At 64.4% G+C, this 20506-nt stretch carries 17 protein-coding genes; 6 read left to right on the top strand and 11 right to left on the bottom strand.

Features of this window, described 5'->3' with window-relative positions; translation table 11 throughout:
- The first annotated feature begins 54 nt into the window (after window positions 1–54).
- The 3 genes from N7650_RS10525 to N7650_RS10515 are packed head-to-tail and all read left to right on the top strand — an operon-like array spanning window position 55 to window position 1668.
- Window positions 55–735 carry a class I SAM-dependent methyltransferase gene (locus N7650_RS10525; RefSeq protein WP_279898114.1) on the top strand — a complete coding sequence of 227 codons (681 nt, stop codon included), beginning with the start codon at window positions 55–57 and terminating at the stop codon, window positions 733–735.
- Window positions 736–739: 4 nt separating this feature from the next.
- Window positions 740–1450 carry a lipopolysaccharide kinase InaA family protein gene (locus N7650_RS10520; RefSeq protein ID WP_009394721.1) on the top strand — a complete coding sequence of 237 codons (711 nt, stop codon included), beginning with the start codon at window positions 740–742 and terminating at the stop codon, window positions 1448–1450.
- Window positions 1450–1668 carry a hypothetical protein gene (locus tag N7650_RS10515; protein ID WP_009394722.1) on the top strand — a complete coding sequence of 73 codons (219 nt, stop codon included), beginning with the start codon at window positions 1450–1452 and terminating at the stop codon, window positions 1666–1668. The genes N7650_RS10520 and N7650_RS10515 overlap by 1 nt, the downstream gene beginning before the upstream one ends.
- A gap of 110 nt (window positions 1669–1778) precedes the next feature.
- Here the strand turns inward: N7650_RS10515 and N7650_RS10510 are convergent, their stop codons facing one another.
- The 9 genes from N7650_RS10510 to N7650_RS10470 all read right to left on the bottom strand — a co-directional run bounded on the left by N7650_RS10510 (window position 1779) and on the right by N7650_RS10470 (window position 15176).
- Window positions 1779–4826: a multidrug efflux RND transporter permease subunit gene (locus N7650_RS10510; RefSeq protein WP_279898113.1), complete on the bottom strand. Its 3048-nt coding sequence runs from the start codon at window positions 4824–4826 to the stop codon at window positions 1779–1781.
- Window positions 4827–4838: 12 nt separating this feature from the next.
- A complete protein-coding gene (locus N7650_RS10505) occupies window positions 4839–5960 on the bottom strand; it encodes an efflux RND transporter periplasmic adaptor subunit (RefSeq protein WP_279898112.1) in 1122 nt (373 codons plus the stop codon).
- Between the two features lie 67 nt (window positions 5961–6027).
- A complete protein-coding gene (locus N7650_RS10500; protein ID WP_009394725.1) occupies window positions 6028–7125 on the bottom strand; it encodes a DUF1513 domain-containing protein in 1098 nt (365 codons plus the stop codon).
- A gap of 2 nt (window positions 7126–7127) precedes the next feature.
- On the bottom strand, window positions 7128–8192 hold the full coding sequence (locus N7650_RS10495; protein ID WP_009394726.1) for an imelysin family protein: 1065 nt from the start codon (window positions 8190–8192) through the stop codon (window positions 7128–7130).
- A gap of 16 nt (window positions 8193–8208) precedes the next feature.
- Entirely contained in the window at window positions 8209–9636 is a 1428-nt protein-coding gene (locus N7650_RS10490) for a di-heme oxidoredictase family protein (protein ID WP_279898111.1), read from the bottom strand.
- A 310-nt stretch (window positions 9637–9946) separates the two neighbouring features.
- The gene (locus tag N7650_RS10485) at window positions 9947–11287 is read right to left on the bottom strand and encodes an imelysin family protein (RefSeq protein WP_009394729.1); all 1341 of its coding nucleotides are present in this window, start codon (window positions 11285–11287) and stop codon (window positions 9947–9949) included.
- A gap of 153 nt (window positions 11288–11440) precedes the next feature.
- The gene (locus tag N7650_RS10480; RefSeq protein ID WP_009394730.1) at window positions 11441–13492 is read right to left on the bottom strand and encodes a bifunctional diguanylate cyclase/phosphodiesterase; all 2052 of its coding nucleotides are present in this window, start codon (window positions 13490–13492) and stop codon (window positions 11441–11443) included.
- Between the two features lie 297 nt (window positions 13493–13789).
- The gene (locus tag N7650_RS10475; RefSeq protein WP_009394731.1) at window positions 13790–14386 is read right to left on the bottom strand and encodes a Fe-Mn family superoxide dismutase; all 597 of its coding nucleotides are present in this window, start codon (window positions 14384–14386) and stop codon (window positions 13790–13792) included.
- A gap of 190 nt (window positions 14387–14576) precedes the next feature.
- Window positions 14577–15176 carry a LysE/ArgO family amino acid transporter gene (locus N7650_RS10470; RefSeq protein ID WP_009394732.1) on the bottom strand — a complete coding sequence of 200 codons (600 nt, stop codon included), beginning with the start codon at window positions 15174–15176 and terminating at the stop codon, window positions 14577–14579.
- Window positions 15177–15368: 192 nt separating this feature from the next.
- Between N7650_RS10470 and N7650_RS10465 the strand changes: the two genes are divergently transcribed.
- The 3 genes from N7650_RS10465 (at window position 15369) to N7650_RS10455 (ending at window position 18182) form a co-directional block, all read left to right on the top strand.
- Complete coding sequence (locus tag N7650_RS10465) at window positions 15369–16298, top strand: LysR family transcriptional regulator ArgP (protein WP_279898110.1); 930 nt, start codon at window positions 15369–15371, stop codon at window positions 16296–16298.
- A gap of 13 nt (window positions 16299–16311) precedes the next feature.
- On the top strand, window positions 16312–17307 hold the full coding sequence (locus N7650_RS10460; RefSeq protein ID WP_009394734.1) for an NAD(P)-dependent oxidoreductase: 996 nt from the start codon (window positions 16312–16314) through the stop codon (window positions 17305–17307).
- Window positions 17308–17396: 89 nt separating this feature from the next.
- The gene (locus N7650_RS10455; RefSeq protein ID WP_279898109.1) at window positions 17397–18182 is read left to right on the top strand and encodes an ATPase; all 786 of its coding nucleotides are present in this window, start codon (window positions 17397–17399) and stop codon (window positions 18180–18182) included.
- Window positions 18183–18264: 82 nt separating this feature from the next.
- Here the strand turns inward: N7650_RS10455 and N7650_RS10450 are convergent, their stop codons facing one another.
- Window positions 18265–19314: an alkene reductase gene (locus N7650_RS10450; protein WP_009394736.1), complete on the bottom strand. Its 1050-nt coding sequence runs from the start codon at window positions 19312–19314 to the stop codon at window positions 18265–18267.
- A gap of 10 nt (window positions 19315–19324) precedes the next feature.
- The gene (locus N7650_RS10445) at window positions 19325–20494 is read right to left on the bottom strand and encodes an MFS transporter (protein WP_279898108.1); all 1170 of its coding nucleotides are present in this window, start codon (window positions 20492–20494) and stop codon (window positions 19325–19327) included.
- Between the last annotated feature and the right edge of the window lie 12 nt (window positions 20495–20506).

Genomic DNA, 20506 nt, shown 5'->3' with positions numbered 1-20506 from the left:
GACGGCAACGTCGCCACTCGTAACGTGGCGGTCATTGCAGTCAGGAGATCCTTCATGTCCAGCCCTATCAAGCTCGAGTTTTCCAACAAGTACGACCGCCAGCACGCCCAGCAGTACTACGAAAAGCACCAGGCCAGCCTGGCCCGTCGCCTGTCCCACCAGCGCGATGAGCAACTGGCCCGGCGTGCCCTGACCCTGGCCGGCGAGCCAGGCCTGGTGCTGGACCTGCCGTGCGGTGCCGGGCGTTTCTGGCCCCTGCTGGCGGAAAAGCCCAACCGGGTGATCATCGGCGCCGACAATTCGCCGGCCATGCTGGAGACCGCCTGCCGGTCGCAGCCCGCGAATATCGTAGAACGGGTACGTCCTTTGCAGACTTCTGCGTTCGACATCGATTTGTCTGACAACGCCGTCGACAGCATTTTCTGCATGCGCCTGTTCCACCATATCGGTGAAGCACCTCACAGGATGAAAATCCTCAAGGAATTTCAAAGGGTTACTCGTGATAGCGTGATCCTTTCGCTATGGGTCGACGGCAATATCAAGGCCTGGCGCCGGAAAAAGCTCGAAGCACAGCGTATCGCCCGCGGTGAGACCGGGGGTTACCAGAATCGCTTCGTGTTACCGGCGGCTACGGTCGAGGAAGAATTCAGGGCGGCAGGTTTCCGTATCCAGGAACGAATGGACTTCCTGCCGTTCTATGCCATGTGGCGGGTTTATGTATTACGAAAGGGTTGATTGAATGGATGTTACAGATGCGGGCCGACAGGCCGGAAATGACCGATTCAAGTACTTCTGGCAACAACAGGGCGAGTGGGTGGAAGAGCCCAACCAGCGTCGTGGTGGCGAAAGCGGCGTACAACGCCTGCGTGACGACGGCGGACACCTGCTCTATGCCAAGCGCCAGGTCGGACATATCTACCGCAGCCTGTTGCATCCCTTCGGTCGACCCACGGTGTTGCGCGAATATGCCGCACTGACCGGTTGCGGGCAGTTGGGCGTGCGGGTACCCAGGATCGTCTATTGCGGCGTCGAGCGCGATGCCGAGCGGCAATGGCGGGCGCTGCTGGTCAGCGAGGCGCTGGATGGCTTCGAGGAAATCGACGTCTGGTACGCCAAGGGTGGTCGGGAGCGTCATGGCGAAGCACTGCACGACAGCATCCTCGAGGACCTGGCACGCAACCTGGCGCGCATGCACACGGGGCGTTGGCAGCATGGCTGCCTTTATTCGAAACATGTTTTCGTCAAAGTGACGGGTGAGGGCAAAGAGGCGCGTGCCGAAGTGGCACTGCTGGATCTGGAAAAGTGTCGGCAGCGCTTCAGCAAGCACCGCGCCGCCGCCCATGATCTGCGCCAGTTGCGCCGCCATTCGTCGTTCAGCGACGCCGATTGGGAAAAGCTGCTCTACTTTTACCGTATGGCGTTTGGCAGCGCAGTCAAAGGTTTAGAGTGATGAAACTAGAAATAGCTCGAAGTGTGTTTCTTCTGGCTGCCCTGGCTACCGCGACTGTTGCGGTCGCCGCTTGGGAGCAGCCTCGTCCGGGTGTGATCAGTGCCTCCACGCACTGTCCGCTGCCACGGGCGGCGAAACCGCAGGTCCAGGTGCAGCCCGACCATGACCTGCTGCTGTTTCTGTTTGGCATGAGCCAGGGGCTTCGCGCTCAGGGCTGAAGGGCTAGGGCCTTATCGCTGGCAAGCCAGCTCCCACAGGTGCTGCGCAGACCTCAAGATTTGTGCTGAACCTGTGGGAGCTGGCTTGCCAGCGATGAGGCCCTCAATGTTTACACGGTCTGCTCGACCGTACGCGGTTCATCCTTCTTCGCCAGCAACGTATAGACGCACGGCAACACGAACAGGGTAAACAGCGTTCCCACCGACATCCCGGTGGCGATCACCATCCCGATATCGAACCGGCTAACCGCACCGGCACCCGTGGCAATGATCAACGGCACCATGCCGAACACCATCGCCGCCGTGGTCATCAGCACCGGGCGCAGGCGAATTGCCGCGGCTTCCTCGATCGCTTCCCTTACCGACAGTCCCTTGTGCTCACGCAACTGGTTGGCGAACTCGACGATCAGGATCCCGTGCTTGCTGATCAACCCGATCAGTGTCACCAGCCCCACCTGGGTGTAGATATTCAGGCTCGATAGGCCGAGGAACAGCGGGATCAGCGCCCCGCAGATCGACATCGGCACCGTCACCAGGATCACCAGCGGATCGCGGAAGCTTTCGAACTGCGCCGCCAGCACCAGGAAGATGATCGCCAAGGCCAGGCCAAAGGTGACCCACAGGGCGCTGCCCTCCTGCACGTATTGCCTGGCCGCACTGGCATAGTCGAAGGCGAAGCCGGCCGGCGCCTCTTCCTGGGCGATGCTGCGCACCTCTTGTAAGGCTTCGCCCATGTTGACCAGCGGGAAACCGGAGATGATCGCCGAGTTGAGTTGCTGGAACTGGTTGAGTTGGCGCGGCCGGGCCCGATCGCTGACGGTGATCAGAGTGGACAGCGGCAGCATCTGCCCGTCCTGGTTCTTCACGTAGTAGCTGTTCAGCCAGTCCGGGTTGTCGCGGTAGGCCCGCTCGACCTGGGCGATCACCTTGTAGCTGCGCCCGTCGATGGTGAAGCGGTTGATCTCCGCCTCGCCGAGCAGGGTCGCCAGGGTACTGCCCAGCACATCCATGGACACCCCCATCTGCGCGGCCTTGGCCCGGTCGATATCCACCACCACTTCCGGCTTGTCGAAGGCCAGGTCGATGTCGAGGAAGGCGAACTTGCCGGACTTCTCCGCGCGCTCCTTGACCCGCTGGGCTACGTCCAGCAGCGACTCGTAGTCGTTTGGCGTGTTGATCACGAAGGCGAACGGCAGGCCTTCGCCGGTGCCCGGCAGCGCCGGCAGGTTGAAGCCGAAGATCTGTAGCCCGGCGATGCTGTCGAGCTTGTGCTGCACCTCGGGCAGCAACTCCATCTGCGTGCGCTTGCGGTCGCCCCACGGCTTGAGCAGGAAGCCGCCGATCCCCGACTGCACGCCATTGAAGCCATTGATCTGGAACGACGAGTAGTACTCCGGGAACTCCTTGAAGATCTTCGTGAACTCGCCGGTGTAGGCATTCAGGTAATCCAGGTTGGCCGGCTGCGGCGCCGTGGCCATCATGAAGATGATCCCCTGGTCCTCGTTCGGTGCCAGCTCCGAGGTGCTGAACTTGAGGAACACCGGGATCAGGCAGAGCACGATGATGCCGAAGACGATCACCACCGGCCGGGTATCCAGGGTGGCGTGGAGCAGCTTCTGATAGCGCAGCTTGAGTCGTTCGAAAATCAGGTCCAGGCGATGGGCCAGGCCGCTGGGATTCTCCTCGTGGCGCAGCAGCTTGGCGCACATCATCGGCGACAGGGTGAGGGCGACGATCCCGGAGATGATCACCGCTCCGGCCAGGGTCAGGGCGAACTCCTTGAACAGGGCTCCGGTCAGCCCTTCGAGGAAACCGATCGGCGCATACACGGCTGCCAGGGTGATGGTCATCGACACCACCGGCATGGCGATTTCCCGCGCCCCTTCCAGCGATGCCTCGAACGGCGTCTTGCCTTCCTCGATGTGCCGGTGGATGTTTTCCACCACGACGATCGCATCGTCCACCACCAGGCCGATGGCCAGCACCATCGCCAGCAGGGTCAGCAGGTTCAGCGAGTAGCCCATCAACTGCATGAAGAACAGCACGCCGATCATCGACAGCGGGATGGTGATCACCGGGATCAGCACCGAGCGCAAGGCCCCGAGGAACAGGAACACCACGACGATAACGATCAGCACCGCCTCGACCAGGGTCTTCACCACCTCGTCGATCGAGGCCTGGATGAACAGGGTGGCGTCATAGGCGATGGACGCCTTGAGGTTCGGCGGCAGTTGGGCCTCGAGTTCCGGCATCAGCTTGCGCACTTCCTTGATCACGTCCAGCGGGTTGGCCCCGGGCGTGGCCTTGATGCCGATATATACCGATGGCGTGCCGTCGAAGGAACTGACCGTGTCGTAGTTCTCCGCGCCCATTTCCACCCGTGCCACGTCGCCGAGCAGGACGCGGCTGTTGCCGCTGGTCTTGAGCGGAATGCTGGCGAACGCCTCGGCGGACTTCAGCTCGGTGTTGGCGTTGATGCTGGTGACCACGTACTCGCCCTTCACCTCGCCGGCGGCGGACAGGAAGTTGTAGCGACGCACCGCGTCGGTCACGTCGCTGGCGCTGAGGCCATAGCCGGCCAGGCGCACCGGATCGAGCCACAGGCGCATGGCGAACAGCTGGTTGCCGAGGATCTCGGCTTCGGCCATGCCCGGCAGGGTTGCCAGCTTGGGCTGGATGACCCGCGACAGGTAATCGGTGATCTGCGGATTGCTCAGCTCGCTGCTGTAGAAGCTGATGTACATCAGCGCCGAGGCGTCGGCCGCCTCCTTGCTCAGCACCGGGTCCTCGGCGTCCTGGGGCAGCTTGTTCTTCACCTCGTTGGCCTTGGCCAGCAGTTCGGTGAACAGCCGGTCGCTGTCCGAGCCGATACGTGCGTAGATCGAGATCACCGAGAAATTCTGCCGGCTCACCGAGGTCATGTAGTCGATGCCCTCGGCACTGGCCAGGCTCTGTTGCATCGGTTGGGTGATATAGCCCTGGATGGTCTCGGCGTTGGCCCCGGGGTAGGCGGTGGTGACCGTGATCAGGGCGTTTTCCATCTGCGGATACTGGCGGATCGGCAGCTTGCTCCAGGCCTGGAAGCCGAGCAGCACGATCAGCAGGCTGACCACGCTGGCCAGCACCGGGCGGCGGATGAACGGATCGGTAAAGGCCATGGTGCCTCCTTGTCAGTTGGCGCCTGGCTGTTCGAGGGTCTTGTCAGGGCTGATGGTGACCGATGCGCCCTGGGTCAGCTTGAGCTGGCCGGCGGTGACCACCTGCTCGCCGGGCTTCAGGCCCTTGCTCACCACCACCAGGCCGTCACGGTGCTCGCCCGTGGTGACGAAGCGCCGCTCGGCGATCAGGGCGTCCTTCTCCTGCTCGCCGTTCTCGTTTTTCTTCGGCACTGCGACATACACCGAATTGCCATACAGGGTGTAGGTCACCGCGCTCTGCGGCACCACTACCTGGTTGCGCGGGTTGGGCAGCAGCACCTGGACGTTGGCGAACATCCCCGGCAGCAGCTTGCCGTCGGGGTTGGCCAGGGTGGCGCGGACCAGCACGTTGCGCGTGGCGTCCTCGACCTTGGGATTGATCGCGCTGATTCGCGCGGGGAAGGTCTGGCCGGGGTAGGCGGCGACGTCGATCAGTACGTCCTGGTCGAGGCCGACCTTCGGCAGGCTCTGCTCCGGAATGGAGAAATCCACGTACAGGCTGCTGAGGTCCTGCAGGGTGGCGATCACCGTGCCGCTGGGCAGGTACTCGCCGACATCCACCTGGCGGATGCCGATGGTGCCGCTGAAGGGCGCTGCGATGCTTTTCTTGTCCAGGGACGCCTTGAGTTGCTCGACCACCGCCTTGTTGCGCCGGAACTGCGAAGTGAGGCGATCGAATTCGCCCTTGGAAATGGCCTGGCTGCCGACCAGCTGGCTGCCGCGGCCGAAGTCCACTTCCGCCAGCTTGAGGTCGGCCTGGGCGGTGCCGAGCAGGGCGATCTCGGCTTTCTGGTCCAGCTCCAGCAGCGGCTGGCCCTGCTTGACCTGCTGGCCGGACTCGAACATAAGCTTGGTCACCGTGCCGTCGGTTTCCAGGCTCAGGTCGACGCCCTGCAGCGCCTTGAGGCTGCCCACCGCCGGCAGGCGACTCTGCCAGGCGAGCTCCCGCGCCTCGGTGGCCGCCACGCTGATGGCGGGCTTCGGTGCGGAGAACATCTGGATCTGCTTGTAGATCGAGAAGCCTTTATAGCCTCCCAGGACCAACACGATCAGCAGCACGATGCCCAACATGATCAGCATGCGACGGCGCAGCATAGTTCCATTTCCCTGGATGCAAGTGGGCGAAGTTTAGTCCGTTTGCCCTATGCCCTGCAGCCTCTATTCACACCAGGTGCAGGTGGTTGTCCCATAGCCCCGATGGCAGTTGCAGCGGCTGGCCGACCAGCGTCTCCTGACGGCAGTCGTACAGGCGGCAGCGCCCCTGTCCCGAGGTGACCACGAAGCCGTCGGCCACCGCGCCCACGCCGGCGCAGTCCGGCATCGGCGCATCGAGGCGCACGCTGGCATCGTCGAGGTTCCAGATGAACAGGCGGTTGGCCCGTGGTGCGGTCATCGCCACCAGGCGCAACTCGCTGTGCACAGCGACGCTGGCGGTGTACTGGGCCATCGATTGCAGCTGGTGCTCCGGTACCGGGAACGCCTCGAAAGGCTGGCCCGGGCGCTTGATCGCCAGCAACTGGGCGGTCTCGTGGGCGTCGCCCATGAACTGCTGGCAAGCGACCACGGTACCATCGCTGCCGATGGCCAGGTGGCGCACGCTGTTCATCTGCTGGCCGAGGGTTTCCTTGCTGATCAGGCTGCCGTCGCGGCGCATCAGTACCAGGCTGGGTTCCATGGCGTCGAGGTTCATTTCCACCCGGCTTTCCGCTTCGGTGCGGATACCGCCGTTGGCCACCACCAGGGTTTCCCCGTCGGGCAGCCAGCTCACCTGGTGCGGGCCGATGCCATGGGTGGACAGTTCGCCGCTGTGGACCAGGCGCTCGCCGTCGAAGCGGTACACGCCGAGTACGCCGCGCCCCGGGTCGGTGGTGTCGTTCTCCGTGGCGTACAGCCATTCGCCACTCTTGTGGATCACCGCGTGACCGTAGAAGTGGCGGTTGGGCTGCGAGGTGAGCGTCTGCAGCAGGCGCCCGTCGCGCAGGTCGATCAGGTAGCTTTCGGTCCCCGGTCGACGGGCCACGAACAGGGCGATGGGCAGTTCCGGATGATCGATGATGTCGTGGCAACGCTGGGCCACCCGGGTGGCGAACACCCGGGTGCCGTCCAGGCGATAGCCGACCGCGTAATGCTGGCCGTCCGCATCATCGCGGGCTGACAGCAACAGGGGCGGCTGTTCCTTTTGCCGCAGCAGGGTCCAGCCGCCCAGGGTCAGGGCGCTGAGCAGAACACTACCGAGTTTCAGGGCCTGGCGTCGCAGCATGATCAGTCACCGTCGTTGGCATTGAAGCCGAGCTGGATGTTCAGCGCCTTGGCCAGTTCGCCTTCATGCAGGCGGTGCACCACGTTCAGGCTGTCGTAGATGGCGTTGAGCTGCTGGCGTCCGGCATCGTCCTGGAGCAGTTCGTCGAGGGTGCGCTGGTTGCCCTCGAGCTTCTTCGTCGCATCGGCGTAGGCGGCGTCGATCTTGTCGGCCAGGGCTTTCTGGTCCTTGCCCAGCAGGCCGCGCAGGCCCTGGTTGTCGACACCGACCCAGACGGCCTGGGCCGCGGCCAGGCTGGCGGCGATGCTCTTGAGCGACGACTGGCTGCGCCAGGCCTCGGCCTGCAGCGGCTGCGGGATGCCCTTGCTCATGCGGCCCATCGGCGTGCCGAGCTTCTTCTTCAGGGTATCCAGGGCAGTCACCTGGGCGCGCAGCAGGTCGGCGATGGCCTCGTGGGAGTCGGCGTAGCGCTGGTTGGGGAACTTGGTCATCTGGGCGAGCATGCCGTCGGTGCTGTTCCAGCTCTTGAGGATGTCTTCGGCCATGGTCTTCTGGTAGTCGGCGATGGCCACCAGCAGCGGGCAATAGCGCGCCTTCTGTTCAGGGTTGGCGGCGTCCGGCTTGCTGTCGAAGAGGATGTATTCGTAGGCGGACAGGCCGCGTACCACCACGCTGGACTTGGCCACGGTCTCGGCGTCCACCGGCGCGTCGCCACTGACCAGCGCCTCGACCTGGCGACCGACCAGGTTTTTCTTGTCCGGCCAGAACTGCACTTGCCAGGCGCGGTTGCCTTCGGCCAGTGGCCCGATCAGCAGGGGTTGCAGCTCGGCCCAGGCTTTCTGCGCGTGCAGGTAATCGGCGCGGGCGGTTTCCAGGCTGGCCTTGCCTTCGCAATAGGCCAGGGCGCTGACGGCCAGCTGGCGGTCGGCTTCGACCCAGCGGCTGTAGGTCGGCATGATCACCTGCTTGGCGATGGCGGCGGAGGTCACCGCCTGCGGGTCTTGCGGCGAGCAGGCGCCCAGCGCGAGGGCGGCGAGGCTGGTGAACAACAGCTTGGGACGGAACATGTGTCCGGCTCCTCTCTCAGAGTGAATTCAGGAAAGCCAGCAGCGCCTCGCGCTGGCCGGCATCGAAGGACAACACACGCTGGCGGGCGGCTTCTGCCTCGCCGCCGTGCCAGAGCACGGCTTCAAGCAGATTGCGGGCCCGGCCATCGTGAAGGAACTGGGTATGGCCGCTGACGAGCTGGTTCTTGCCGATGCCCCACAGCGGCGGGGTGCGCCAGTCCTGGCCGCTGGCGGCGAACTCGCTGCGCTGGTCGGCCAGGCCCGGGCCCATGTCGTGCAGGAGCAGGTCGCTATAGGGCCAGATAGTCTGGTTGGCCAGCTCCGGCTCGGCGGCATTGGCCGAGGTCACGAACTTGGGCGTGTGGCAGCCCTGGCAACCGGCCTGGTAGAACAGGTTCTTGCCGGCCAGCACCTGGGGCGAATCGACGTCCTTGCGTGCCGGTACCGCCAGGTTGCGGGTGTAGTAGAGGATCAGCCGCAGAATGTTGTCGCTGACTTCCTGCTCGCCATTGGCGCCGTTGCCGTTGGGCGCGGCCAGGCAATCGGCCTGGGCCGGGGTGCAGTCGTCGAAGGGGCGCAGGGTGGTGGTCAGGCCCATGTCGCCAGACAGCGCGTGGACGTTCTGCTGGTTGAGGTTGGGTTGCCCGGCCTTCCAGCCGAAACGTCCGAGCACGGTCTCGCCCCGGGCATCGTCCCAGACCCGGTTGGGCCGGCCGCGGATGCCGTCGCCGTTGCGATCTTCGGGGTCGGCGTTGGCCAGGATCGCTTCCTCGGGAATGGCTTCGAGCAGGCCGAGGCCGATCATCGGCGGGGCGATGCGCGCGGAGAAACGGGTGTCCGGGTGCATGGGGCCATAGCCGAGCTGGGTGATCGCCAGCCTGGGCTTGCGCAGTTCGACCTGGGTACCGTCCTTGAAGGTCACGGTCTGCGGCTCGTACTCGACCCGCACCTTGCCTTCCGGCGCGACGCCGGGGATGGCCATGTCCTGCAACTGACCGCCATAGACCGGCTCGGGAACGATGCCCAGGCGTTCGATGATCTTGGCGTATTCCGGCTGGTCGGGGATCGACAGGCGCACCAGCATCGACACCGCGTTGCTGTCGCCGGGCTCTGGCGGATGGCCGCGACCGTCGCGGATATGGCAGTTCTGGCAGGCATTGGTGTTGAACAGCGGGCCAAGGCCGTCGCGAGCGGTGGTGGTCGAGGGGGCGATCACCCAAGGATTGCGGAAGAAGCTGTTGCCGACGTTGAAATCCAGGCGGCGAGCGGGTGTCAGGTTGGCCGAGGGCATCTGGTAGGCCCCGCGATCGCCGCGGTTCACCGTGGTATCGCCACCGGCACGGGCTTCGCCCGGCTCTGCCTGGGTGAAGCGCGGGGCTTCGTCGCAGGCGGCCAGGGGCAGGGCCAGCAGCAGGGGCAGACACAGGCGACGCAACGAGGGCATGAATGATCCCGGACGGTGTTCGAAAACAGCCCGCAAGCTTAACAGGAGCGGGCGGAGTGAATAAGAGGGATTTGCGTTTGCCGGATGAAATCGTTGTCAGTTATGTGGGACTTTTGACTGGGGGCAAGGATCTGGCGGGTGTGCTGTTCTTCAGGGCCTCATCGCTGGCAAGCCAGCTCCCACAGGGTTAGCGGTGCATGCAGAACCTGTGGGAGCTGGCTCGCCAGCGATGAGGCCATCAGCCACACCACAAACCCGGGACAATAAAAAAGGCGACCCGAAGGTCGCCTTTCTCGAAACCGGAGCCGGATCAGAATTCGTGATCGGCGGTATCCGGGTTCAGGTCGGTGATGCCCAGCTTGGCAGCGGCCTGTTCGATCGCGCCGGTCTGCTTGACCAGCGAAGCGATGGCGTCACGCACGATCTGGTTGCCGGCGGCATTGTCGGCGGCGATCAGTTGGTCGTAGTGCTCGCCCTTGAGGGCATGGTCGACGATAACCTGGATCTTGGCCTCGGTTGCGGCCAGGTCATCCTGCAGGGTCTTGTCCGCGGCCGGATCGACCTTGGCCACCAGCGACGACAGGCTCGGGCCGGTCAGCTTGCTGCCATCGACGCGGGTGTACTCGCCCAGGTAGACGTTGCGGATGCCCTTGGCGTCGTAGAAGTGCGAATAGTGAGTGTTGTCGCTGAAGCAGTCGTGCTCGTCTTCCGGCGAGTTGGCTTCCAGGGACACCTTCATGCGCTCGCCTGCCAGTTCACCCAGCGACAGGCTGCCCATGCCGAACAGCATCTTGCGCAGGCCGTTGGCGACCGGCTCGGCCTCCAGGCTGGCGCGGTAGTTGTCGGTGACGTTCGGCGCCCAGTTCTTGACCATTTCCTCCAGGTCGCTGACCAGCAGGTCGGTGACGGCCTTGAGGTAGGCGCGACGGCGATCGTTGTGGCCGCCGGTGGCACCCTGGCCTTCGAGGTAGTCCGAGGCCGGACGGTTGCCGGCGCCCGGGCCGGTGCCGTTCAGGTCCTGGCCCCAGAGCAGGAATTCGATGGCGTGGTAGCCCGTGGCGACGTTGGCCTCGGAACCGCCCAGCTCGTTCAGGGTGGCGAGTTTTTCCGGGGTGATGTCCTTCACGTCGATCTTGTCTTCGCCGACCTGGATCTCGGTGTTGGCGATGATGTTGGCGCTGGCCGCCGGGTTGCCCAGGGCGTGCTCGTAGCTCTTGTCGACGTAGTCGATCAGGCCTTCGTCCAGCGGCCATGCGTTCACCTGGCCTTCCCAGTCGTCGATGATGGTGTTGCCGAAGCGGAACGCCTCGCTCTGCAGGTACGGGACGCGGGCCGCTACCCAGGCTTCGCGGGCTGCCTTGAGGGTTTCGTCGTTGGGCTTGGCAAGGAAGGCGTCGATGGCGCCCTGCAGGGTTTTCGCGGTGCTCAGGGAGTCGCTGTAGACCGCGTAGACGATCTCGGCGTAGTGCTTGACCACGGCCTGGGCGGCCGCTTCGTCGACCGCGCCGGCGGCGGCCGGAGCAGCCGGGGTGGCGGCAGCTGCCGGTGCCTGGGCTTGCGGGGCGGCGGCCTTGTCCTTGCCCTCGCCGCAACCGGCGAGGGAGATGGCGATGGCCAACAGACTGGCGGTAGCCAGAGGCATACGAATCATGGCGAATTCCTGCATCGAAGGTTGAACAGACGTGCAGAAGGCCGCACGCGAAAAAAAAAGCTGCGACATAATGCGAAAGATTTGCATTTTGTGTAAAGAGGCCATCACGCAAATATTCCAGGCGTGTCGTACCCGGACAACCTTGATGTCGTCCTACAGCACTGAGACCTGGCTGCGTTGGGCCTGCTTGAGGAATGCCGTGAGTTCACGCGCGGGCAGCGGCTTGCTGTAGTGATAGCCCTGGCCCTCGTGGCAGCCCTGGGCAACGATGTAGGCCTCCTGCTCGGCGGTTTCCACGCCCTCGGCGATCACCTGCATGCCCAGGCTTTTGCCAAGCTGGATGATGGCGCGGACGATGGTGGCGTCGTCGTCGTCCTCCAGCAGGTCCTGGACGAAGCTCTTGTCGATCTTGATCTTGTCCAGGGGCAGGGATTTCAGGTAGCTCAGGGAGGAGTAGCCGGTGCCGAAGTCGTCGATGGCGATCAGTGCACCGGAACGGCGCAGGCTCAGCAGATGCTGGGCGGCGGTGCTGATGTCTTCCATCAGGCCGGTCTCGGTCACTTCCAGCTCCAGGCTGCGCGGCGGCAGGCGGTAGATCTGCAGCAGGTTGTTGACCACCCGCGGCAGCTCGCTGTGGTGCAACTGCACGGTGGACAGGTTGACCGCCATGCGCAGCTCGCTGAAGCCCTGGTCGTGCCATTCGCGCAACTGGCGGCAGGCCTGGTCGAGTACCCATTCGCCAATGGCGACGATATTGCCGTTCTGCTCGGCCAGCGGGATGAACTGGTCGGGCGGGACCATGCCCAGTTCCGGGTGCTGCCAGCGCAGCAGCGCTTCGACACCCACCACGCGCTGGTCGCGGTAGCTGATTTGCGGCTGGTAGACGAGGAACAGCTGGTTGCGCGGCAAGGCTTCGCGCAGGTCCTTTTCCAGCTCGCGTCGGCGGCGCATCTCGCTGTCGACGCTGGCGATGTAGAACTGGTAGCGGTTGCGCGAGCGGGACTTGGCCAGGGTCATGGTCTGTTCGGCTTTCTGCAACAGCTTCTCGGTGCTGTCGCCATCTTCCGGGAACAGGGTGATGCCGATGGTGGCCCGCAGGCGGATCTCCTGCAGGTCGAGGGCGAAGGGGGCCTCCAGGTCGTCGAGGATGCTCTGGGCCAGTTCCGCCGCTTCGTAAGGCTGCTCGATATCGGCCTGGACCAAGGCGAACTGGTCGCCGCCCAGGCGGGCGAGGGCACCCAGCCGCCCGCTATGGGCGCGCAGGCGGTCGGCCAGGGCCAGCAGCAACTGGTCGCCGGCCTGGTAGCTGAACTGTTCGTTGATGCCCTTGAAGTCATCGAGGCCGACGCAGATCACCGCGACCCGGCGTTGCAGGCGCCCGGCATCGACCAGGATCTTGTCCAGTTGCTGCTGGAGCTGCTGGCGATTGGGCAGGCCGGTAAGAAAATCGTACTGGGCCATGCGCAGCAGGCTGTTTTCCGCCTCGTGGCGCAGATGGGTGTTGCGTTCGATCGAGGACAGCAATTGGTTGTGGGTGTTGATCCATAGCCCCAGTTCGTTGGTTTCGTGACCCTTGAGCAGCGGCAATTGATGCTCGCTGGGGCGGTCCGGATTGATCTGGGTGAGGTGCTCGATGATCCGCGACAGCGGCTTGGTCAGCAGCCAGTGATAGACCAGGTACAGCACCAGGCCCATGGCCAGGGCCCGCAGCACGCCGGAAATGAAAATGATCACCGAGCTGAAGATGAAGCCCTGGCCGTAGCTGGCGGTATCCAGGGTGATGTTGAGGTCACCGTAATACTCGCTGTAGGGCCCGCGGCCGACCAGTTGGGTGGTGAAGGTGCGTTCCTGGCCAAGGATCAGGTCGGTCAGCCAGCGGGTGTTGTTCTGCTGCAGCGGGCGGGATTTTTCCGCGAGCATGGTTTCGTTGGGATGGCCGATCGAGGCCATGCGCACCGCCTGGTCCTGGAACAGCCCCTCGATGACCTGCATGCCCATTTCCCGGTCAAGGCTGTACACCGCCTGGGTCGACGGGTCGCGGAACATGTCGAGGATGCGCTGGGCATCGCTGGCCACGGCCTGGCGAGTCTTGTAGGCGTCGAACACGATCTGCGCACAGCTGAGCACCACTCCGACGATCAGCGCCGAAAGCAGGACAACCCTGAGCAACTTGACCGATAAGCTGTTCTTGAATTCCAGCTTCAATGGGGAGTTCCTTAATCCATGCGCGCGGCATCATTTTGACATCAATGATGACAGTCCACTATTGGCTTTTGCACGGAAAATGTGTGGCGTTCTGGCATTTTCCGCAGCCTGGTCCATCTCGTCCGGCAGACCTTCAGCACTGTATCGGTCGGGCTCCCGAACGACTTGAGTACCGGATGTCGGAAGAGTCCCAAGGGATTGATGTTAGCGTGCCTGATTCAGGCAGCAAGCGTGCGGCTCTTCCCCGAGCGCAAAAAAAACCCGGCACGGGCCGGGTTTTTTTCAGAAGCGGGCGACTCAGGCAGTGAAGGTCTTGCCTTCGAACTGCTCGGCGACGAACTTCCAGTTGACCAGGTTCCAGAACGCCTCGACGTATTTCGGACGGACGTTGCGGTAGTCGATGTAGTAGGCGTGTTCCCAGACGTCGCAGGTCAGCAGCGGGGTATCGCCATTGGTCAGCGGGTTGCCGGCGCCGATGGTGCTGGCCAGGGCCAGGGAGCCGTCGGCTTTCTTCACCAGCCAGCCCCAGCCGGAACCGAAGGTGCCGACGGAAGTCTTGGTGAACTCTTCCTTGAACTTGTCGAAGGAGCCGAACGCAGCGTTGATGGCTTCAGCCAGGGCGCCGGTCGGTTGGCCACCGGCGTTCGGTGCCAGGCAGTTCCAGTAGAAGGTGTGGTTCCAGACCTGAGCGGCGTTGTTGAAGATGCCGCCCGAAGAAGTCTTGACGATTTCTTCCAGGGTCTTGCCTTCGAATTCGGTACCTGGGACCAGGTTGTTCAGGTTCACGACGTAGGTGTTGTGGTGCTTGTCGTGGTGGTATTCCAGGGTTTCCTTGGAAATGTGCGGCTGCAGGGCATCGTGGGCGTAAGGCAGCGGCGGCAATTCAAAAGCCATGTGGATTCTCCTAATCAGGTCTGGTGCGGTGAACGCAAGGCCGATCACGGGCGGCCGGAAAATGCATCGGCGAGTTTGTACTCTTTGCGACGCAGGCTCCGGATCATAGCACCGGGCCCGTGGGTAAACCACGCAACAAGTGTATGGACAAGAGGTTCCAGAGCCTTTTGCCCATACGGATGAGTGGCCTTCAGCTGAAGATCAGTTGTGCCGCCACGGCGAACATCATCACCGCCACCATCAGGTCGAGCAGGCGCCAGGTGCCTGGTCGCGCCAGCCACGGGGCCAGCCATGCCGCACCGAGGGCGAGGGTGAAGAACCACAGCAGGGACGCGCTGGCGGCCCCGGCGACATAGGCGCCGGGCACGCTCTGCTGGGCGCCGAGGGAGCCGATCAGCAGCACCGTGTCGAGGTACACGTGCGGATTGAGCAGGGTCACCGCCAGTGCACTGAGCAGTACGGCACGGCGCGAGCGCAGGCCCTGGCCGTCCCCCTGCTGCAGGCTCTGGCTGGAACAGGCGCGCATCAGCGCCTTGCTGCCGTACCAGACCAGGAACACGGCGCCACCCCAGCGGGCAACGGCAAGCAGGGTGGGATTCTGCGCCAGCACCGTCGCCAGGCCGAACACGCCGAGGGCGACCAGCACCGCATCGCAAAGCACGCACAGCGCGGCCACCGGCAGGTGATGTTCCCGGCGCAGGCTCTGGGCGAGGACGAAGGCGTTCTGGGTACCGATGGCCATGATCAGGCCGAAGGCGACGAGGAGGCCGTTGAGGTAGCTTTGCCACATGGGTATGACTCCGGATCTTCTAGTGCTTTCCAGGGCCCTATCGCTGGCAAGCCAGCTCCCACAGGGTCGGCGGTGCATGCACTACCTGTGGGAGCTGGCTTGCCAGCGATGAGGCCCTCAATGACTAGTAATTCTCCGGTCTTTGCGGCTATAAGAAAAACCAATAACCTTCATCCCGCATTAGGAAATCTGATGTTCGACTACAAGCTGCTCTCGGCCCTTGCCGCCGTCATCGAACAGGCCGGTTTCGAGCGCGCCGCGCAACTGCTGGGCTTGTCGCAATCGGCGATCTCCCAGCGCATCAAACTTCTCGAGGCCCGGGTCGGACAGCCGGTACTGGTGCGTGCCACTCCCCCGGCGCCCACGGAAATCGGTCGCCGCCTGCTCAACCATGTGCAGCAGGTGCGCCTGCTCGAGCGCGATCTGCAAGGCCAGGTCCCGGCGCTGGATGAAGAGGGCCTGCCGGAACGCCTGCGCATTGCGCTCAACGCCGACAGCCTGGCGACCTGGTGGGCCGAGGCCGCCGAGGACTTCTGCGCGCGGACCCAGGTGCTGCTCGACCTGGTGGTGGAAGACCAGGAAGTCGGCCTCAAGCGCATGCGTGCCGGCGAGGTGGCCGGTTGCCTGTGTGCCAGCGAACGCCCGGTGGCCGGGGCACGCAGCGTGCTGCTCGGGGCGATGCGCTATCGTGCGCTGGCCAGCCCGGCCTTCATGGCCCGGCATTTCAACGAGGGCGTCGATCCGCAACGCCTGGCCCGCACCCCGGCCATCGTGTTCGGCCCGGATGATTTCCTCCAGCATCGCTACCTGGCTTCATTAGGCATCAGCGATGGTTTCCTGCATCATCTGTGTCCTTCATCCGAAGGCTTCCTGCGCCTGACCGAGGCCGGCATGGGCTGGGGCCTGGTGCCCGAGCTGCAGGCCAGGGAACAACTGGCAAGCGGGCGGCTGGTGGAAGTCCTCCCGGAGCGCCCCATCGATGTGCCTTTGTACTGGCACCATTGGCGCAACGGCGGGCAACTGCTGGCCCGGCTCACCGATCATCTGCGCCGCAGCGCCGGGCAGTGGCTGGTGCCGTGGGAGGCCCGGACGGCGTCTGCACCTTCAGGAAAAAAAACGTAAGGCGGAGTGCTTCATGGGAATTCTGGTCACCGGCGCAAGCGGCTTCATTGGCGGGCGCTTTGCGCGTTTCGCCCTGGAGCAGGGCCTGGACGTTCGGGTCAACGGGCGTCGCGCCGAGGGCGTCGAGCACCTGGTGCGACGCGGCGCCCAGTTCATTCCGGGCGACCTGTCCGACCCGGAAGTGGCACGGCGCCTGTGCCAGGGCATCGACACCGTGGTGCATTGCGCCGGTGCGGTGGGCAACTGGGGACGCTACCAGGACTTTTACCAGGGCAACGTGGTACTCACCGAAAATGTCGTCGAAGCCTGTCTCAAGGAACATGTGCGGCGCCTGGTGCACCTGTCCTCGCCGTCGATCTATTTCACCGGGCGCTCGCGCACCGGCATCACCGAGGACCAGGTCCCGCGGCGCTTCTACGATCATTACGGGGCGACCAAGCACCTCGCCGAGCAGAAGGTCTTCGGCGCCCAGGAGTTCGGGCTCGAAGTCCTGGCCTTGCGCCCGCGCTTCGTCACCGGGGCCGGCGATGTCAGCATCTTCCCGCGTTTGTTGCAGATGCAGCGCAAGAAGCGCCTGGCGATCATCGGCAACGGCCTGAACAAGGTCGATTTCACCAGCGTGCAGAACCTTAACGAAGCCCTGCTCGCTGCGATCAATGCCGGCCCCGAGGCGCTGGGCATGGCCTACAACATCAGCAACGGCCACCCGCTGCCGGTGTGGGACGTGGTCAATTACGTGATGCGACGCCTGTCGCTGCCCCAGGTCACCCGCTATCGCTCCGTCGGCCTCGCCTACACGGCGGCGGCCATCAACGAAGGCGCCTGCATGCTCTGGCCGGGCCGCCCGCAGCCGACCCTGAGCCGCCTTGGCGTGCAGGTGATGAGCAAGGACTTCACGCTTGATATCAGCCGCGCCCGGCATTACCTCGATTACCGGCCGCAGGTCAGCCTCTGGGCCGCGCTGGATGAATTCTGCGCCTGGTGGCAGGCGCAGCAGGGTGGCCACTGAACCAGATCCCCGGATCGTGGTCGATGAGGGCGCCGTGCAAGCGGTTTATACTAGCGCCCATTTTGCTATCACGTGGTTGAAAACTACCCATGCGCAACGATGCTCGAGATGATTTTGACGACGTGCCCACCCTCAAGGCGGTGGAGCGCGATGATGACGAGTTCGCTCCGCCGGCGCACCCGCGCAGCGCCCGCAAGCGCGCGGGCAGGGCGCCGCTGGTCGGTCCGTTGTGGGCGTTGCTCGGTGCATCTTTCATCGCCCTGGGCGGGTTGGCCTGGTGGAGCTTCCAGCAGATCTCGCTGATGGAGCAGCAATTGGTGGCGACCCAGGAAAGCTTCGCCCGCATCAGCGAGGAAGCGGCGGGGCGTTTGCAGGCGATTTCCGGCAAGGTCAGCGCCACCGAGTCCTCGGCCAATAGCGAGAACGAAGCGCTGAAGCTCCAGGTGCGCCAGTTGCAGGCCAGCCTGGGCGAGCAGGGCAAGTTGCAGGAGGGTGTGGCCGGGCAGGCCGGTGAACTGGGCAAGCGCCTGGAAGCGGCGATGGCCCAGGTCAGCCAGCAGCAGGCAGCCAATGCGCAGTTGCAGAACGAATTGCAGAGCCAATTGAAGGCGGTTGCTCAGGAACTGGCCACGCTCAAGGCTGCGCAGTTGGATGGCGGCAAGATCGATGCGCAACTTAAGAATCAGGCGGCGGCGACCCAGCGCCTGGAGCAGGACCTGATCGTGCTCAAGAGCGAGCAGGAGAATCGTCCGGCGGCCAGTCCTGGTGCCTCCACTGCCGAATTCGATGCCTTCCGTGGGCAGATCACCCGCAACATCAACACCCTGCAAAGCCAGGTGCAGAACCTGCAACAGCAGATCAATGCCCGGAACTGATTGACCTCCAGGCCCTCATCGCGGGTCGCTGCAAAACCCTGTGGGAGCTGTCTTGCCAGCGATGAGGCCCTGAAGAACAACATCACATCCGCGGATAATCGATATACCCCACCGGCCCCTTGCCATAGAAGGTCTCCGGCCGCGCTTCATTCAACGGCGCATCCGCCGCCAGCCGCGCCGGCAGGTCGGGGTTGGCGATGAACGGAATGCCGAACGCCACCGCATCCGCGGTTCCTGCCGCCAGCGCCGCATTGGCGCTTTGTTTGTCGAAGCGCTCGTTGACGATGTAAGGCCCGCCGAAGGCCGCCTTGATCTGTGGCCCGAGGCTGTCGTCGGCTTCCTTCTCGCGCGAGCAGATGAAGGCGATGCCACGCTTGCCCAGTTCCCGGGCGACATAGGTGAAGGTTTCGGCACGGTTGGCATCGCCCATGTCATGGGCATCGGCCCGCGGCGCCAGGTGCACGCCGACACGCTTGGCACCCCATACCTCGATCACCGCATCGGTGACTTCCAGCAACAGGCGTGCACGGTTTTCCAGGGAACCGCCGTACTGGTCGGTGCGCTGGTTGGTGCTGCTCTGCAGGAACTGGTCGATCAGGTAGCCGTTGGCCGCATGCACTTCGACGCCATCGAAGCCGGCGGCCTTGGCGTTTTCCGCGGCGGTCCGGTAGGCGTCGACGATATCGCTCAACTCGGCGGTTTCCAGCGCCCGTGGGGTCGGGTACTCGGTGGTCGGCCGGACCAGGCTGACATGCCCCTTGGGCTGGATCGCACTCGGCGCCACCGGCAGTTCGCCGTTCAGGTAGCTCGGGTGGGAGATGCGTCCCACATGCCACAGTTGCAGGAAGATCCGCCCGCCGGCGGCATGTACCGCCTTGGTCACGTTGGTCCAGCCACGCACCTGGTCGTTGGACCAGATACCCGGGGTGTCCGGGTAGCCGACGCCCATCGGCATGACCGAGGTCGCCTCGGTCAGGATCAGGCCGGCGCTGGCGCGCTGCACGTAGTACTCGGCCATCAGCGCGTTGGGCACCCGGCCTTCATCGGCACGGCAACGGGTCAGCGGGGCCATGATGATACGGTTCGGCAATTCGAGATCGCCAAGGGTGATCGGATCAAACAGAGTCGTCATTGCTCAAACCTCAGTGGGTTGCGGGAGCCAGTTCGGCGTCGTTGCCGCCCTGGCGGAATGTGATAAGGGTGACGATCAGCGCCAGCACCGCGAGGGCGGCGGCGGCGAGGGGCACGCGGGTCAGGCCCAGGCCCTGCTCGATGACCAGGCCACCGGTCCAGGCGCCCAGGGCGTTGCCCAGGTTGAAGGCGCCGATGTTCAGGGTCGAAACCAGGTTCGGCGCGGCCTTGCCGAAGGTCACCACGTTGACCTGCAGGGCCGGCACGGCAGCGAAGGCGGCAGTGGCCCAGAGGAACAGGGTGATCTCCGCCGGGATCAGCGCGCTGCTGGTCCAGGTCAGGGCGGTGGACACGATGGCCATGGCCGCGAACACGCCGACAAGGGTGGCGCCGAGACGCCGGTCGGCCATCTTGCCGCCGAGGATGTTGCCCAGGGTCAGGCCCAGGCCGATCAGCAGCAGGGTCCAGGTCACGCCGCGCGGCGACACGCCGGTGACATCGCCGAGCAGCGGCGCAACGTAGGTGAACAGGGCGAACATCGATGCCGAGAACAGCACGGTCATCGACAGCGACAACCAGATCCCGGCGCCTTTCAGGGCGGCCAGCTCGGCGCGCATATCGAGTTTTTCCTCGTCATGGCGCAGCGGCAGGAAGCGGATCAGGCCGAGCAGCGCGATCACGCCGATAGCGGTCACTGCCCAGAAGGTCGCGCGCCAGCCGGCGACCTGGCCCAGCGCGGTGCCCAGCGGCACGCCAAGCACGTTGGCCAGGGTCAGGCCGGTAAACATCAGGGCCACTGCCGAAGCGCGGCGGTTGACCGGTACCAGGCTGGCCGCCACCACCGAACCGATGCCGAAGAAGGCGCCATGGCACAGGGCGGTGACCACCCGGGCGAACATCAGCAGGTTGTAGTCGCTGGCGATCGCGCACAGCAGGTTGCCGAGGATGAACACCCCCATCAGGGTGACCAGTGCCAGCTTGCGCGGTAGCTTCGAGGTGGCCATGGCCATGAACGGCGCGCCGATGGCGACGCCCAGGGCATAGCCGGTCACCAGCCAGCCGGCACCGGGGATCGATACCCCGAGGTCCAGGGCCACATCCGGCAGCAGGCCCATGATGACGAACTCGGTGGTGCCGATGGCGAAGGCGCTGAGGGCCAGGATCAGGAGTGAAAGGGGCATGGATGTTCCTTG

It is taken from the genome of Pseudomonas sp. GD04058, assembly GCF_029836855.1.
In the GTDB taxonomy this organism is placed as follows: domain Bacteria; phylum Pseudomonadota; class Gammaproteobacteria; order Pseudomonadales; family Pseudomonadaceae; genus Aquipseudomonas; species Aquipseudomonas bharatica.
This window is presented reverse-complemented; position numbering and strand designations above follow the sequence as displayed.

Coding starts and splice junctions, on each gene's coding strand:
- N7650_RS10525 (WP_279898114.1), top strand. CDS start 55: ATGTCCAGCCCTATCAAGCTCGAGTTTTCCAACAAGTACGACCGCCAG.
- N7650_RS10520 (WP_009394721.1), top strand. CDS start 740: ATGGATGTTACAGATGCGGGCCGACAGGCCGGAAATGACCGATTCAAG.
- N7650_RS10515 (WP_009394722.1), top strand. CDS start 1,450: ATGAAACTAGAAATAGCTCGAAGTGTGTTTCTTCTGGCTGCCCTGGCT.
- N7650_RS10510 (WP_279898113.1), bottom strand. CDS start 4,826: ATGGCCTTTACCGATCCGTTCATCCGCCGCCCGGTGCTGGCCAGCGTG.
- N7650_RS10505 (WP_279898112.1), bottom strand. CDS start 5,960: ATGCTGCGCCGTCGCATGCTGATCATGTTGGGCATCGTGCTGCTGATC.
- N7650_RS10500 (WP_009394725.1), bottom strand. CDS start 7,125: ATGCTGCGACGCCAGGCCCTGAAACTCGGTAGTGTTCTGCTCAGCGCC.
- N7650_RS10495 (WP_009394726.1), bottom strand. CDS start 8,192: ATGTTCCGTCCCAAGCTGTTGTTCACCAGCCTCGCCGCCCTCGCGCTG.
- N7650_RS10490 (WP_279898111.1), bottom strand. CDS start 9,636: ATGCCCTCGTTGCGTCGCCTGTGTCTGCCCCTGCTGCTGGCCCTGCCC.
- N7650_RS10485 (WP_009394729.1), bottom strand. CDS start 11,287: ATGATTCGTATGCCTCTGGCTACCGCCAGTCTGTTGGCCATCGCCATC.
- N7650_RS10475 (WP_009394731.1), bottom strand. CDS start 14,386: ATGGCTTTTGAATTGCCGCCGCTGCCTTACGCCCACGATGCCCTGCAG.
- N7650_RS10470 (WP_009394732.1), bottom strand. CDS start 15,176: ATGTGGCAAAGCTACCTCAACGGCCTCCTCGTCGCCTTCGGCCTGATC.
- N7650_RS10465 (WP_279898110.1), top strand. CDS start 15,369: ATGTTCGACTACAAGCTGCTCTCGGCCCTTGCCGCCGTCATCGAACAG.
- N7650_RS10460 (WP_009394734.1), top strand. CDS start 16,312: ATGGGAATTCTGGTCACCGGCGCAAGCGGCTTCATTGGCGGGCGCTTT.
- N7650_RS10455 (WP_279898109.1), top strand. CDS start 17,397: ATGCGCAACGATGCTCGAGATGATTTTGACGACGTGCCCACCCTCAAG.
- N7650_RS10450 (WP_009394736.1), bottom strand. CDS start 19,314: ATGACGACTCTGTTTGATCCGATCACCCTTGGCGATCTCGAATTGCCG.
- N7650_RS10445 (WP_279898108.1), bottom strand. CDS start 20,494: ATGCCCCTTTCACTCCTGATCCTGGCCCTCAGCGCCTTCGCCATCGGC.